Source organism: Sphaerimonospora thailandensis (genome assembly GCF_016863115.1).
In the GTDB taxonomy this organism is placed as follows: Bacteria; Actinomycetota; Actinomycetes; order Streptosporangiales; family Streptosporangiaceae; genus Sphaerimonospora; species Sphaerimonospora cavernae.
In genome coordinates this window covers 148,468-162,401 of the sequence record NZ_BOOG01000013.1, presented here as the reverse complement: position 1 = coordinate 162,401, position 13,934 = coordinate 148,468, and the positions used below count along the sequence as shown (strand labels likewise).

Below are 13,934 nucleotides of genomic sequence, written 5' to 3'. Positions count from 1 at the left end.
CTCCGATGCTACGTCGGGGGGGCCTGCGACCAAGGAGGCGACGTCGCCGATCTCGCTGCTTCGGGTCGCGGAGCGGGCGAACCGATACCGTACGGCGGAGCCGTGGAGTCACCGTCGTACGGCGGAGCCGTCGAATCGAAACGGCCCGGTAGTCCGTCGTCATCTCTTCTGGCGCTCCCGTTTCTGGCGCTCCCTCTTCTGGCCCGCCGCGCGAGCACGGTGATCGCGGCCAGGCCGACGCCGGCGCCGCCGAGGCCCGCCAGGCCGATGCCGCTGTAGAGCACGATCGCGTTCCGGTCACGCCGCACGACGACGATGGGGTCGGCTCGGCCGGCGGCAGCGGCGCGTACGGCACGTTTCGGATCCCGCACGCCGCGTCCCGTCGCCGTGACCCGGTGCCGGGAGAGCCCCTCCGCGATGTTCAGCGCCCGGTAGGCGTTGACGACGCCGAAGCCGATGGCGGTGTTGTAGGCGCCCTTCCTCGCCGGGGAGGAGGTCAGCGCCTGAGCGACCAGCGCGGGCGCCATCCGGGGGTGGCGCGCCTTGATGAGCGCGGCGACGCCCGACACCAGGGCGGTCGCCTGGGAGGTGCCGCGCCCCACCCAGTATTCGTCTCCGGGACCGGCGCCGAGGATGTCCACCCCGGGCGCCGCCACCAGCACCGAGGAGTTCCGGTTGGAGAACGAGGCGCGGCGCATCGCGGGGGTCACGGCGGCCACCGAGATCACCCCCGGGATCGACGCTGGATAGGAGTACGGCGCGGTGCGCTTGCCCGCGCCGTCGTTGCCCGCGGCGGCCACGAGGATGACGCCTTTGGAGATGGCGTACCGGATGGCCGCTCGTTCCGCCTCGGTGGGCAGATCCTTGGAGAGAGACAGGTTGATGACGTCGGCGCCGTGGTCCACGGCGTACCGGATGCCCTTGGCCACGACGCCCTCGAAGCGGGGGTCGGAGTTGAACGTGCGGAACCCCGGCTCCTCGTCCTCCAGGATCACCCGGACCGACAGCACCTTCGCCTCCGGCGCCACGCCGATGATGCCGTCGCGGCCGCCCGGCCCGTGCCCGTGACCGGCGATCAGCGACGCCATGTAGGTGCCGTGCAGGCGCAGCGCGCCGACGCCGCGGGGGTTCGCCCCCACGGTGAAGTCCCTGCCGATGACCACCGAGCCGACGAGGTCGCGGTGACGGGGATCGACACCGGAGTCGAGCACCGCCACGGTCACGCCGCGCCCTTTCGTGATGGTCCAGGCATTGGCCGCGTCCAGTGTCCGCAGCACGTCGCGCTGGCTCAGCCGCACGTCGTCGGCCCGCGCCACCGCACCCAGCGGGGTGAAGGCCGGCGTCGTGAAGGCCGGCGTCGTGAAGGCCGGCGTCGTGAAGGCCGGTGTCAGCACCGCGACCGTGGCGGCCAGGGTCGCGGCGACCATGCGCGCGATCGTCTTCAGCGAGGTCAGCACCTCAGCACCGCCACTCCTCGGCGGCGCAGTCGGGGGCTGCCGGAGCGGTGAGCGCGGATGCGACCTGACCGGCCAGATCGTCGGTGAACGAGAACATCGTCGGCCGCTGCCTGCCCACCGCGCGGGCCGGACGCCCGTCCACCTGTCCCGCCGTCGTCATCACGACGTACGGCCCGGCCTGCCGTACCGTGGCCGCCTGCCGGCCGGCCTGGCTGAAGCGGTCGGTCACGGTCCCGGGGAAGGCGAGGGCGCGCAGCCCGGGGACGGGGGCGCCGTCACGCGGAAAGGCGTGCTCGGCGGAGGCCGCCGAGCGGGCGTCGGGGAACGCGGCGACGCCTATAGTGATCACTATGCCCTGCAGCGCGTCCAGGTAGGTGGCCCGCAGAATCGCCCGGCAACCGGCCGCCCGCAGCGCCTTGTGGAGCCGCGTGTCCGTCGCGGACCGGCAGTCGTACCGGGAGGAGACGCCGACCCGCCGCGCCCGCTCCACGCCGCCCTGCTCGCTGTTGTACGTCAGGGTAGCGGGGAAGATCCTGCCCACCGGCCAGCGTTCCCAGCGCCGTGCCACCTCGGCCGCCGCGGCCTGCCGTACCTCGTCGGCGCTGGGACCACGGGTGAGCTCGGCGAGGGCGGTGTTGGCCGCGACGCCGGCGACGATCGCGCAGACGAGGGTCAGTGCGGAGGCGACGGCCAGGGCCGGCCAGGTCCGCCTTTCGCCCACCACGCCTCCGTTCGCCCGCCCCGGCACGATTCCCATTGACAGTGACCTTAACGCCCCTCGGAGTCGAGATCCCCGCAAACCGTCCTGGAAAGTACTTGACGTTATGGAAAGGAGAAAGTACTTTCCACAGTAGAAAGCAAACAAGAGAGGAACGCGGCGTGAACCCGGAAGAGGCGGCACTTTCATGGCCGTGACCAGCCCGCTGATCTCACGTTGGGCAGCCCGGCGGATGGCGAGGAAGCTCGAAGCGGGACTCTGATGGATCTCGATCCGGTCATTCACGCGCCGGTCCGGTTGCAGATCGTCTCGCTGCTGGCCGCCGGCGAGGAGGTCGAGTTCGGTTTCGTACGGGACACCCTCGGCGTCAGCGACTCGGTCCTGTCCAAACACGGCAGCGCACTCGAGGCCGCCGGATACGTGCACGTGCGCAAGGGCCACATCGGCAAGCGGCCGAGGACCTGGTATCGCCTCACCGACGTGGGCCGCGCGGCGTTCAGGACTTACGTGAGCAACCTACAGAAGATCGTCTCCCCCAGCGGCCTGGCGATCCTCCCGCCCGCCGACACCCCGGGCACCTCGTAACCTCACAGACTCCAGATGAGTACGGCCTTCGCCTCGGCGAAGGCCGTACTCATCTGTCGACCGGAGCCAACGATCCCACCCAAGCGCGAGATCACGGGCTGGTCGTCAGTAGGTGGGGAGGGTGGGGTCGACGGTCTTGATCCAGCTGAGCACGCCGCCGCCGACGTGGACGGCGTCGGAGAATCCGGCGTTCTTGAGGACCGCGAGGACCTCCGCCGACCGGGCGCCCGACTTGCAGTGCAGGACGATCTTCTTGTCCTGGGGCAGGCCTTCCAGGGCCGAGCCGTTCAGGAATTCGCCCTTGGGGATCAGCACGGCGCCCGGGATGCTGACGATCTCGTACTCGTTCGGCTCGCGAACGTCGATCAGGTGGATGTCTTCGCCCCCGTCGAGCATCGCCTTGAGCTCGGCCGCGGTGATCGTCGACTCGGCGGCGGCCTGCTGCGCCTCCTCCGAGAGCGTGCCGCAGAACGCCTCGTAGTCGATGAGCTCGGTGATGGTCGGGTTCTTGCCGCACAGCGGGCACTCGGGGTCCTTGCGCACCCGGACGTCCCGGTACTTCATCTCCAGCGCGTCGTAGATCATGAGGCGGCCCACCAGCGGTTCGCCGATGCCGGTGATGACCTTGATGGCCTCGTTGACCTGGATGGAGCCGATGGCGGCGCACAGCACGCCGAGGACGCCGCCCTCGGCGCAGCTCGGCACCATGCCGGGCGGCGGGGGCTCGGGGTAGAGGCACCGGTAGCAGGGGCCGTTCTCGGCCCAGAACACGCTGGCCTGGCCGTCGAAGCGGTAGATGGATCCCCAGACGTACGGCTTGCCCAGCAGCACGGCCGCGTCGTTGACCATGTACCGGGTGGCGAAGTTGTCGGTCCCGTCCACGATCAGGTCGTAGCCGGAGAAGATGTCCATCACGTTGTCGGTCGTGAGCGCCACGTTGTGGATCACGACGTTGACCAGCGGATTGACCTCGCGGACGGTGGCGGCGGCCGACTCGGCCTTGAGCCGGCCGATGTCCGACTGACCGTGGATGACCTGCCGCTGCAGGTTGGACTCGTCCACGATGTCGAAGTCGACGATGCCGAGTGTCCCGACCCCGGCGGCCGCGAGGTACAACAGCGCGGGAGCGCCGAGGCCGCCCGCACCCACGCACAGCACCTTGGCGTTCTTCAGCCGCTTCTGGCCTGCCATGCCCACATCGGGGATGATCAGGTGGCGCGAGTAGCGGCGCACCTCTTCGACGGTCAGCTCGGCTGCCGGCTCTACCAGTGGTGGCAACGACACAGTTCCACTCCCGTTTTCGTGCCGATGGTCATGCTCGGATCCATGGGCCCCTCACAAGCTCTTCTCACAACCTAACCGGGGCACCCCCGCATTCCCCAATCACGGTGTCCGATGGATGGACACCCGGGTCTGGTCCAGAAGACGGTGCACCTCCCTCGCCACGACCTCGGGAAACTCCATCTGCGCCACGTGGCCGGCACTCGGCAACAGGACGAGCCGGGCATCGGGGAAGGTCCTGGCCGCCCGGTACGCCATGCGAGAGTGCACCAGCCGGTCGCGCAGGCCGTAGATGAGCAGGGTGGGCGCGCTGACCCGGGCGGCCTGAGACCACAGGTTGTCCGGCCCGAAGCGAAGGTACTCCCTGACGATCGCCCGGGCGCACCCCACGACCGCCGCACCGGAATAGGGGAGGCCGTCTCGCCGGCGCAACTCCTCCACCGCGTCGCGGAACCGCTCCGGGTGCACCATCGACAGATCGGCGTAGCACATACCCAGAGAGGCCCGGACACGCCGCTCGGGCGGCAGCGCGCTGAGCCAGCGGAGGGCCAGCTCCCCGACCCTGGGTGCGGCCGACATCGCGATGCGGGCCGGGCCGTACCGGAGCAGCAGGTCGGGGAGCGCCGGCGAGACCAGCGTCAGAGATCTGACCAGGTCCGGCCGGGTCGCCGCGAGGCGTACGGAGACGGCTCCGCCCATCGAGTTGCCGAAGAGGTGGACCGGAGCACCGAGACGTTCGACGAGCCGCGCGACCACGCGGACATGGCCGTCGACCGAGTAGTCGCCGTCGAGCGGCGCGGGCGAGTGGCCGGCCCCGGGCAGATCGATCGCCACGCCCCGCACCTCGCCGGACAGCTCCCCCATGAGGTCGGTCCAGTTGGTGGCCGAGCCGGCCAGGCCGTGTACGAAGACCGCCGTCTCCTCCGGCCCTTCCGGCGTCGTTCTCGCATGGATCCGCAAGTCACCGGTGTCGATCAGCCCGCCGGGCCAGTGCGGAATCGGCTCGGCTCCCATACGTCCTCCTTCGTGCCATTCGTTCCACTTCGACACTAGGTCGTACGGGGCACCGCCGCCAGCGTCCACTCGGCCCGACAGAAGACTTATAACGCCCATACCGGGACATTCTAAATCCGACATAAATGACATTTCCGAGCGAAATGAGCGGTAGCAGCCCAACGTCGTCAATAAAGCGATAAGCGGAGGGCAAAAGCGGCCGATCGCCGTTTGTCCCTTGCGCGGTGAGGAAATCAAGACAATGCAGGGATGATCCGCAAGGATCGTCCGAAGGGACATTTTCCAGCTCATCTGGGAAATGCCAGAGTGTCGGGGCAATAATCCTTCAAGGGGGAAATGAAATGCCCAAGCTGAGCAACCTCGTCGGGATCCTCGCGATCAGCGCCGCGCTGACCAGCGGCGCCGTCGCCCTGGGTGCCGCCGTGACCACCGCGTCCGCCGACGCAGCCACCGTGATGGGCGGCTTTGTCGGCGGCCCCGGCCCGTACGGCAACTGGAACGACAACTGGAACCGCAACCGTAACAAGCAGCGCCAAGGCCAGAAGGGCAAGAACCACAACAAGAACAAGAACAAGAACAAGACCAAGCAGTGGCAGCACGAGCGCCAGATGCAGGGTCAGCACCAGTTCCTGCTGCGCGACTTCACCCTCGTTCTGACACCGTTCCAGAAGACTGACAGCGACTCGCGTGCCCTGCCGTACAACTGGCAGTACGGCCAGTCGTACGCCCTCCCGTGGAACCACCAGCTGGGCACCGCGAACCAGCAGAACCTCCCGCGCGAGAGGCAGACCACGGGAGTCCTGCCGTCGCAGCGGCAGGCCGCCGACGTGGCGCCGCTGCAGGGCCAGCGGGCGGAGGCGGACCCGCGCGTCCGGACGAACAACGTGACTCCGCAACCCATGAGGCAGCGCGTGAACGGCGAGCTCGAAGGGCCGGAGCAGAACAACAACAACGGCGGCGCCGCGGCCGGGTAACCGGGCCGCTGGGTGACCGTCCCCGCGGGCTCGACGGAAGGGCGACCGCGCCTTCGCGCCGCCCCGGTGCCCGTACCGGCCGTGGTTCGTAGCCGGTGCCGGCGGCCGACGCCCGCGCTCCTCGAAAGCGCCCATGCCTCCCTGCGGAGCGATGTCTTCCGCGTAAGCGCTCACACAGTGAGCATGGGCGCTCTTCGAGGTCCATCAGCGGCCGGATCGTCATCCGGCCGGCGGACTGCCACCCACGACGCCCTGTGACGATCAGTGAATTCAGCCATATCCGCGGCTGTGACACACGCCGCGGACACGTCCCGACAGATTCGGGCCGCTCCCCAATTCGCGGACGTGGAATCGGCCGATCACCGGGATGGAAATCATTTTTCAGGAGGAAAAGTCTCATGTCCACGTTGAGGAACGTCGGCGGCATTCTCGCCGTCAGCACGGCGATGACGGGCGCGGTAATCGCGATCAGCGCCGCGACGAGCACGGCGGCCAATGCCGCGCCGACCGTCGCGACCAGCGCCGGGGTCGTCATGGGGGGCTACATCCCCCCCGCGCCGAGGCCGCGCTACTACCCGGTGAACGTCAACCGGAACGCCAACGCGAACCGCAACAGGCAGGGCCAGGGCCAGAAGGGCAAGAGCAAGAACAAGAACAAGAACAAGAACAAGAACAAGCAGTGGCAGCACACCCGCCAGATGGAGAACCAGGACCAGTTCCTGATGCGTGACTTCACGCTCGTCCTCACACCGTTCCAGAAGTCGGCGAACCACTCCGGGGCCATGCCTTGGAACACGCAGTGGTCCAACTCTTACGCGGTGCCGTACAACAACCAGTACGAGCAGATGCACTCCTTCAACAACCCGCACCGCAACCAGGGCACGGCAGTGCTGCCGGCGCAGCACCAGGCCGCGGACGTCGAACCGCTGCAGGGTCAGCGGGTGGAGGCCGACCCCGCCGTACGGGAGAACAACGTCCTGAACCGCGGCCCCGTTCGGCAGCGGACAACGGGAGAACTGGAGGGGCCCGAGGCGGAGTAACCACGCCCGCAGTGCCACGATGCCCGGCATGAGCGGACAGCCGGCCCGCCCACCGTGGGCCGGCTCTCCGTCGGCTTCTCGGCCCTGAACGTGAACGACCGAGCGTCACGCTGAACCCCGGCCATCCGAACGGCACGGCCGGGGAACTCATACTCACCGTGCTTCGCCAAATCGGCGGCACGGCATCGCCTATAGATTCTGTTCGCCACGCGTGCTCATCCGAGGGGATGGGCACGCGTGGCGCTGTCATTTGCTCTCCCGTTCCTCCTCCCGTCTTCGTTCTTCCTTGCCGCGCCGGTTTCTCCCCGGTTTCCCGCCTCCCTTCCACGCCTCCTTACCGCACCCGCCATGTCCCCCGTGCGTCTTCGCCCTCCGCCAGGATCCGTCTCCGGCGGCGGGGCGACCTCTGAGCAGCCCCTGAGCGGCACTTCTCCTGCTTGGCGTCTCCTCTTCACCGCCGGCTGCCAGACCCGCTTGCCGTCCTCGGCCCCGCCCGATCGCGTACCGGCGAGGAGAGACCGGGGACCCATTCACAGAATCGGACATCTCGCCACAAAGTGGGCATTATTAGTCTAAGCCGGTCTATAAACTGATAATACCAGACTAAAGGCGTCTGATCCTCGTTTGCGACATCACGTCCCCGGAAATCAAGAAGGCGCAGGAAGATGGTCCGATCGGGGGCCATGAGGACATTTCTCCATTATGGCGGGAAATGTTCTGCGAATCAGGGGGCAATCGAATCCTGTCAAGGAGGACACACAATGCCCGTTCTCAAGAAGATCCTCGCTGGGCTGGCCATGAGCACCGCGATCACGGGCGGCGCCCTCGCCCTGGGTGTCACCGCCGCAGGCGCCGCCGTGATTCCGGCGGGTGGCGGTCTCGGCGGTGGCCTCGGCACCGGTCTCGGGACCGGCCTCGGCGGCCTGGGCGGTGGTGCCTTCGTCACCCCGTTGCTCTTCAACGGCAACAACAACAACGGCAACAACACCCCGTTCTGGAACAACAACCAGAACAACTTCAACAACAACAACAACTGGTGGAACAACAACAACTTCTGGAACCAGAACATGATGAACGACCGGTTCAACGACAACTCGGGCTTCGGCATCGCGGCCAAGGACGTCGCCATCGGCTTCCAGGACCGGACGAACCGGGACAACAACTGGAACAACAACATGTGGCACAACAACAACAACATGCTTCACAACAACAACTGGTGGAACAACAACAACCACTTCAACCAGTTCCCCAACCGCTGACGATTGACGGGGCCGGCCGATCTCATGGCTGACGGTCTTCCGGCATCGACCTCGGGCCTGAGATCCCATGGGGTGAACCTGGATACGCCCGCGATTCAGAACGAGGTGCCGGCCGGCCGGATCGCGCCGGCGAGAGCGTAGGAGAAACCCGAACATCGGCGCACGGCGTCCTGACAGACGCCTTCGATATCGACGCGGGCGTTCGTTACCGCACCGCGTAGAGGAAAGGGCTCCGGCGGATCATTCCGCTGGAGCCCTTGCTCATGGTCTTCAAAACGCGACCGCCACTTCCACGGCTCCCTGTCCTGGGCACTTCAGCCGAGTCCGGTCGCGACCGCTCCGAACCCACGGGCGCAATTTGGACAATATGGACATTCTGCTCATTTATCCTCTAATTGATCTATATTGGAGCAATAAGTTGCTAAATGAGCTAGATGCCCGTTTATCGCTCGTCGAGGAAGGTAATCACAATAGTGTAGAAAATGGTCCCATCCGGGGCCAGTTGGACATTTCTCCTCTTCTCGTGTGAAGAGATGTCTCGTACATCAAGGGCAATCGAATCCTGTCAAGGAGGACACGCAATGCCCGCTCTCAAGAAAATCCTCGCTGGGCTGGCCATGAGCACAGCGATCACAGGCGGTGCCCTCGCCCTGGGTGCCACCGCCGCCAGCGCCACCGTGATCCCGGCCAATGGCGGCATCGGCAACTTCGGCGGCTGCGGCGGCGCCGTTATGACGGGCGGCTGGGGCGGCAGCATGGGCGGCGGCAACGGCGGCGGCATGGGCGGCGGCATGGGCGGCCCGGGCATGTTCGGCGGCACCACATACATGCCGATGTGCTGGGGCGGCGGCGGCTGGGGCGGCGGCGGAAACGGCGGCGGCATGGGCGGCGGCAACAACGGTTGCGGTTACGGCGGCGGCTACATCAACGCCTGCAACAACAACATGTACAGCAACAACAACAACTGGTGGAACAACAACAACTTCTGGAACCAGAACATGTGGAACGACCGGTACGACGACAACTCCAACTTCGGCATCGTGGCCAAGGGTGTCGCCATCGGCTTCCAGGACCGGACGAACCGCAACAGCAACTGGCGGAACAACATGTGGTGGAACAACAACAACATGATGAACAACAACAACTGGTGGCGCAACAACAACAACTACAACAACTACGGCTTCTGAGGCCACCCGATCCGATGTCTTATGGGCTTCCGGGACCGGCCGCGAGATCGACCCGTGCGGAGGGCTCCGGAGGACACGGTCAGCGCGAGATGCCGGCCGCATTTATTACGCCGGCGAGAGTGCAGGAGATTTCCGATCAGCGGCTTACGGTGACCTGACAGACGCCTACGGTACGGGCTGGGCTTCGGTACCGCGCCGCACAGAAGAAAGGGCTCCGGCGGAAACACCGCCGGAGCCCTTCTGCTGCGCCTGAAAGGGTCCGGGATGGCCCTTCGTCCGCACCGTGGCCGATGGCCTCGCCCGTCTCCTCGAAATCCCGGGGCGTCTGGGGATCGATTCGCAAAATACGGACATTCAGGACATATATCCCCTAAATGATCTATATTGGAGCAATAAGTTACCAAATGGCCTAGATAGCCGTTTATCTCCTCGCCGGGCAGGCAATCAATATGTCGCATGATAAGGCCATACGACAGATCATCGCTCCATGTTTCCCGTCTTATGGGAAATGTCGAAGGCCGGGCAATTGATCCTTCAAGGGGGAAAGACCATGCCCACATTCCGTGAAGTCATCACGGGTCTGACGATCGGCACCGCCCTCGCCGGCGGGATCGTCGCCCTGGGCGCCATCACGACCACCACCGCGGCCAACGCCACCGTCGTCCCGCAACAGTTGGCCGGTGGCGACGGCCTCGCCTTCGCCCTCGCCGAGGGCGACGGTCACCACCGCGATCTCCGCGCCCTCGAGGACCTCATCCTCTTGAGGAACCTCAACGCGAACACGGCGAGCAACGTCGGCCTGGCTCCGGTGGTGCCCGTCTCACGCACGAACGGGAACGCCGTCAACATCATCGACAGCTTCAACCAGCGCGTCGCCCGGCAGCGACTCAACCAGCCCGACGGGGAGGACTGACTCCCGGCTCCAGCGGTGCCGTACGCCCGTCGATCGCACTCCTATATGCGGTACGGCGAACGGATAAATCGCTCTTCCGACCAAACATCGAAATCCAGAGCAACCAATCGTTCGAGGAGGAAAACACATGCCTGCTTTCCGTGACATCATCGCGGGCCTGGCGGTCGGCACCACCCTCGCCGGCGGGGCCGTGGCCCTGGGCGCCATCACGACCACCACCGCGGCCAACGCCGCCGTCGTCCAGGGAACCTTCGATGACGGCCTCGGCCTCTTCGGCCTCGACGGGGCTTTCGCTCCCGGCCTTGGATTGACCGGCTTCAACCGGCTGCTGGGGGCGGACCGCAACAACGACAACAGCGTCAATGTCAACAACAGCTTCAACCGGCAGATCGCCCCGCAGCGGCTCAGGCAGCGCAACGAGGACCGCGATCTCCTCCGCTGACTCCGGCGGGTCCACTCGCATCGATTTCCAGAACCAGGAACCGCGGGCGGATCCTCCATCCATTCGAAGAAAGCGGACATTCTACGCATATGTCCTCTAAACGATCTATAGTGGAGCAATAAGTCTCTAAATGGCTTAGATGCTCGTTTATCGCTCAGCAGGACAGGAAATCTAAATAGCGCAGGAGATGGTCGTACATATGACCATCACTTCCCATTTCCTAATTTCTAGGAAATGTCAAAAAATCGGGGCAATTGATCCTTCAAGGAGGAAACACGATGCCCACATTCCGTGACATCATCGCGGGCCTGGCGGTCGGCACCACCCTCGCCGGTGGGGCCGTGGCCCTGGGTGCCATCACGAGCGCCACGGCCGCCAACGCCGCCGTCGTGCAGGGCAACTTCGGCGGTGACGGCTTCATCGACGGCGCGTTCGTGGACGACGGTGTCGCCGGGAGGTTCGCCCAAGGGAGGTTCGTCGATGGCCGCTTCGCCAGGGACAGGCTGCGCCTGGAGTTCGTGAGGGCGCTGTTCGCCGACGGCGGCAACCGCAACAACGACAACAGCATCAACGTCAACGACAGTTTCAACCGGCAGACCGCCCTGCAGCGGCTCAGGCAGCGCAACGGGAACTGAGCCCGCCGACTCCGACGGAGTCGCTCGTCCTTGATCGCGCCGACAGAGATGGGAACCGACGAAGCCCCTTGAGTGGTTCGTCATCCGCCATCTGAAACACGACCCAGGTCTCCTCGAGACCTCGTCCGCATCGTGGACATAGAGTCCACGCTTCAGGAACAACAGGGCCCCGGCGAACACGGTTCGCCGGGGCCCCTGCCCGTTCACCTACCAGGCCGACTCTCCCCCGCCCCGGTAGCGCCCCCAGGATCCCCGCCCCACCTCCCCCACCCCGCCCGCCGGCCTCGGGGCCGCACCCAGAGCACGCGTTCCCGTCCCGGTTCCCCAGGGCCGCTCCCCGCCTGATCCGGCCTTCGCCGTACTGCCGGCACAGCCGCCGCATGCGTGTTGCCGCACGTGTTGCCGCGCGCGTTGCCTCTCCGGGGGATGTCGAAACGTACGGGCGCCCAAGAAAACCGCATCAAAAGACCTGGCTGCCGCCCTGGGAAGAGCCAGGAGATCGGGCCCCGCATGAACGGGCGGGTAATGACCGTTTTGTGGACGGTCACGAAGGTGCAACAACCCCTCAAACATGACCCGGTCGGGTTTGCCACTCGGGCGCTTCGGCAATTTAGACATCGCGGGACGATAGGGACAAAAAGCCCATCGTCGTACATTTCCCCTAAACGGTGGAAGTGCCGCCAACAGGGCGATCCATCCTTGCAAGGAGGAACGCAATGCCCAAATTCCGAAACGTCGTTACGAGCTTGGCGATCAGTACGGCACTGGCCGGCGGGACCCTCGCCCTCGCCGCCACCACCGCGACCACCGCCGCCGCAGCCACCACACCCGCCAGCGTCAGCACCTACCACGGCTGGGGATGGGGCTGGGGCCACGGCTGCCGCGGCCGTAACTGCAACAAGAACAAGCTCCGCAACCAGAACGCCAACCTCAACTACTGGCGGCCCACCCATATCGACCGGCACCGGTTCCAGAAGAACGACCGGCACGCCGTCATCTTCGCCGGTCCCGACGCGGTCGTGGACTTCGACGGCGACGATGACTTCGACTGATCCTCGGTATGGGGGGTGATCTCCGAAGTCCGGGCTGAGGCGCGGGATTCCGCCCCTCAGTCCCGGACCGACCGGGATCGTCGAAATCCGAGATCGTCGAAATCGCTGTGAACGGGCTCCGGCGCGCCATCGGCCGCCGGAGCCCCAGCCGTTGGCCCCCCTCCAAACCACGGAAGCAGACCACGGATCCAGACCACGGAAGCAGAGCGGTTCCGAGCAGCGGAGGGAGCCAAGCGAGCGTGGAGAACGGGGGCCGGAGGAGAACGGGGGCGGCCGACCATGGTCAGGCCGTGCGGCGCGTCCTCCGCTTCTCCTGCTTCTTCTCTTCTCCCGCGACCTTGGCGTCCGCCTTGTCCGAGGCCTTCCCTGAGACGCTCTCCGCGACCTTCTCCGCGGCCTTGCCACGGGCCTTCTCGGAGGCCTTCCCGGAGGGCGCCTTCCGCTTCGCGGCCGCCGTACCCTCGCGTTCTTTCTTGGCGGCCTCGACGCTGGCTCGCAGCGCGGCCATGAGGTCGACGGCCGGGCGTCCCTCGGCGGGCGCCTCCGGAGCGACGATCTCCTTGCCCGCCACCTTCGCCTCGATGACCTCCTGCAGCGCCTCGCGGTAGGCGTCCCGGTGCTCGGCGGGGTCGAAGTCGGCGACCATCGTCTCGATCAGGGACTCGGCCATCTTCAACTCCTGGGGCCGGACCTCCACGTCCTCCTCGAGAAACGCGAATTCCGCCGCGCGCACCTCGTCCGGCCAGAGCATCGTCTCCAGGACGAAGACCCCGTCGCGTACGCGCAGGGTCGCCAGCGACTCGCGCTGCCGCAACGCCACCTTCACCACCGCGACCTGCCCGGAGCGCTCCAGCGCGTCCCTCAGCAGCACGTACGGCTTGGCCCCCTGGGCCTCCGGCTCGAGATAGTACGACTTGGCGAAGTAGATCGGGTCGATCTGCTCGGCGGGGGTGAACTGCAGCACGTCGATCCGGCGGGACGTGGTCAACGGCAACTCGGCGAAGTCGTCCTCGGTCAGCACGACGACCTCGCCGGTGGCGAGTTCGTATCCCTTGGCGATGTCCGAGTACGGAACCTCTTCACCGTCCAGGGAGCAGACCCGCTTGTACTTGATCCGCCCGCCGTCCGCCTGGTGCACCTGGTGGAACGTGACGTCCTTCTGCTCGGTCGCCGAATACAGCCTCACGGGGATGGTGACCAACCCGAACGAGATGGCGCCCTTCCAGATGCTGCGCATAGCCACATTCTCGTCTCTGAGTTCGAATACCGCCAGACGTGATTCAACAGACTCACCAGATGGGCAGGTACCCACACTGGGGGTGCCGTACCCGGGCGGGCCCATGCCCCGAAGGCCCCCGGCGGAGGTGCTTCGAGGGC

General features: G+C 66.2%; 14 protein-coding genes. 9 read left to right on the top strand and 5 right to left on the bottom strand.

Features of this window, described 5'->3' with window-relative positions:
• Nucleotides 1–8: 8 nt before the first annotated feature.
• Both Mth01_RS07855 and Mth01_RS07850 read right to left on the bottom strand, forming a co-directional pair.
• The gene (locus Mth01_RS07855) at nucleotides 9–1,457 is read right to left on the bottom strand and encodes a S8 family peptidase (RefSeq protein ID WP_239089464.1); all 1,449 of its coding nucleotides are present in this window, start codon (nucleotides 1,455–1,457) and stop codon (nucleotides 9–11) included.
• A 1-nt stretch (nucleotide 1,458) separates the two neighbouring features.
• Nucleotides 1,459–2,214 (bottom strand): hypothetical protein, encoded by a 756-nt coding sequence (locus tag Mth01_RS07850; protein ID WP_239089463.1) that lies wholly within the window; start codon nucleotides 2,212–2,214, stop codon nucleotides 1,459–1,461.
• Between the two features lie 222 nt (nucleotides 2,215–2,436).
• On the opposite strand from Mth01_RS07850, the gene Mth01_RS07845 reads away from it, so the two are divergent.
• Nucleotides 2,437–2,760: a winged helix-turn-helix domain-containing protein gene (locus Mth01_RS07845; RefSeq protein ID WP_204013655.1), complete on the top strand. Its 324-nt coding sequence runs from the start codon at nucleotides 2,437–2,439 to the stop codon at nucleotides 2,758–2,760.
• A gap of 105 nt (nucleotides 2,761–2,865) precedes the next feature.
• Here Mth01_RS07845 and moeZ read toward each other — a convergent pair whose 3' ends face one another.
• Both moeZ and Mth01_RS07835 read right to left on the bottom strand, forming a co-directional pair.
• Complete coding sequence (moeZ, locus tag Mth01_RS07840; protein WP_204013653.1) at nucleotides 2,866–4,044, bottom strand: adenylyltransferase/sulfurtransferase MoeZ; 1,179 nt, start codon at nucleotides 4,042–4,044, stop codon at nucleotides 2,866–2,868.
• A 99-nt stretch (nucleotides 4,045–4,143) separates the two neighbouring features.
• A complete protein-coding gene (locus tag Mth01_RS07835; RefSeq protein WP_204013651.1) occupies nucleotides 4,144–5,055 on the bottom strand; it encodes an alpha/beta fold hydrolase in 912 nt (303 codons plus the stop codon).
• 341 nt (nucleotides 5,056–5,396) lie between these two features.
• Here Mth01_RS07835 and Mth01_RS07830 point away from each other — a divergent pair, with 341 nt between their 5' ends.
• From Mth01_RS07830 to Mth01_RS07795, 8 genes are all read left to right on the top strand, one after another.
• Complete coding sequence (locus Mth01_RS07830) at nucleotides 5,397–6,029, top strand: hypothetical protein (RefSeq protein WP_204013648.1); 633 nt, start codon at nucleotides 5,397–5,399, stop codon at nucleotides 6,027–6,029.
• A 398-nt stretch (nucleotides 6,030–6,427) separates the two neighbouring features.
• The gene (locus Mth01_RS07825) at nucleotides 6,428–7,069 is read left to right on the top strand and encodes a hypothetical protein (protein ID WP_204013645.1); all 642 of its coding nucleotides are present in this window, start codon (nucleotides 6,428–6,430) and stop codon (nucleotides 7,067–7,069) included.
• A gap of 761 nt (nucleotides 7,070–7,830) precedes the next feature.
• On the top strand, nucleotides 7,831–8,328 hold the full coding sequence (locus tag Mth01_RS07820; RefSeq protein ID WP_204013642.1) for a hypothetical protein: 498 nt from the start codon (nucleotides 7,831–7,833) through the stop codon (nucleotides 8,326–8,328).
• A gap of 581 nt (nucleotides 8,329–8,909) precedes the next feature.
• Nucleotides 8,910–9,515, top strand: a complete 606-nt coding sequence (locus Mth01_RS07815) for a hypothetical protein (protein WP_204013640.1) — start codon at nucleotides 8,910–8,912, stop codon at nucleotides 9,513–9,515.
• A gap of 550 nt (nucleotides 9,516–10,065) precedes the next feature.
• The gene (locus tag Mth01_RS07810; RefSeq protein ID WP_204013637.1) at nucleotides 10,066–10,428 is read left to right on the top strand and encodes a hypothetical protein; all 363 of its coding nucleotides are present in this window, start codon (nucleotides 10,066–10,068) and stop codon (nucleotides 10,426–10,428) included.
• A gap of 127 nt (nucleotides 10,429–10,555) precedes the next feature.
• On the top strand, nucleotides 10,556–10,870 hold the full coding sequence (locus Mth01_RS07805) for a hypothetical protein (RefSeq protein WP_204013635.1): 315 nt from the start codon (nucleotides 10,556–10,558) through the stop codon (nucleotides 10,868–10,870).
• 278 nt (nucleotides 10,871–11,148) lie between these two features.
• Nucleotides 11,149–11,505: a hypothetical protein gene (locus tag Mth01_RS07800; protein ID WP_204013633.1), complete on the top strand. Its 357-nt coding sequence runs from the start codon at nucleotides 11,149–11,151 to the stop codon at nucleotides 11,503–11,505.
• Between the two features lie 716 nt (nucleotides 11,506–12,221).
• Nucleotides 12,222–12,557, top strand: coding sequence for a hypothetical protein (locus Mth01_RS07795; protein WP_204013631.1), 336 nt, complete (start codon nucleotides 12,222–12,224; stop codon nucleotides 12,555–12,557).
• 283 nt (nucleotides 12,558–12,840) lie between these two features.
• On the opposite strand, the gene ku is transcribed toward Mth01_RS07795, so the two are convergent.
• A complete protein-coding gene (ku, locus tag Mth01_RS07790; protein WP_204013629.1) occupies nucleotides 12,841–13,794 on the bottom strand; it encodes a non-homologous end joining protein Ku in 954 nt (317 codons plus the stop codon).
• Nucleotides 13,795–13,934 lie beyond the last annotated feature (140 nt).

Coding starts and splice junctions, on each gene's coding strand:
- Mth01_RS07850 (WP_239089463.1), bottom strand. CDS start 2,214: ATGGGAATCGTGCCGGGGCGGGCGAACGGAGGCGTGGTGGGCGAAAGG.
- Mth01_RS07815 (WP_204013640.1), top strand. CDS start 8,910: ATGCCCGCTCTCAAGAAAATCCTCGCTGGGCTGGCCATGAGCACAGCG.
- ku (WP_204013629.1), bottom strand. CDS start 13,794: ATGCGCAGCATCTGGAAGGGCGCCATCTCGTTCGGGTTGGTCACCATC.
- Mth01_RS07805 (WP_204013635.1), top strand. CDS start 10,556: ATGCCTGCTTTCCGTGACATCATCGCGGGCCTGGCGGTCGGCACCACC.
- Mth01_RS07835 (WP_204013651.1), bottom strand. CDS start 5,055: ATGGGAGCCGAGCCGATTCCGCACTGGCCCGGCGGGCTGATCGACACC.
- Mth01_RS07810 (WP_204013637.1), top strand. CDS start 10,066: ATGCCCACATTCCGTGAAGTCATCACGGGTCTGACGATCGGCACCGCC.
- Mth01_RS07820 (WP_204013642.1), top strand. CDS start 7,831: ATGCCCGTTCTCAAGAAGATCCTCGCTGGGCTGGCCATGAGCACCGCG.
- Mth01_RS07830 (WP_204013648.1), top strand. CDS start 5,397: ATGCCCAAGCTGAGCAACCTCGTCGGGATCCTCGCGATCAGCGCCGCG.
- Mth01_RS07845 (WP_204013655.1), top strand. CDS start 2,437: ATGGATCTCGATCCGGTCATTCACGCGCCGGTCCGGTTGCAGATCGTC.
- Mth01_RS07795 (WP_204013631.1), top strand. CDS start 12,222: ATGCCCAAATTCCGAAACGTCGTTACGAGCTTGGCGATCAGTACGGCA.
- Mth01_RS07825 (WP_204013645.1), top strand. CDS start 6,428: ATGTCCACGTTGAGGAACGTCGGCGGCATTCTCGCCGTCAGCACGGCG.
- Mth01_RS07800 (WP_204013633.1), top strand. CDS start 11,149: ATGCCCACATTCCGTGACATCATCGCGGGCCTGGCGGTCGGCACCACC.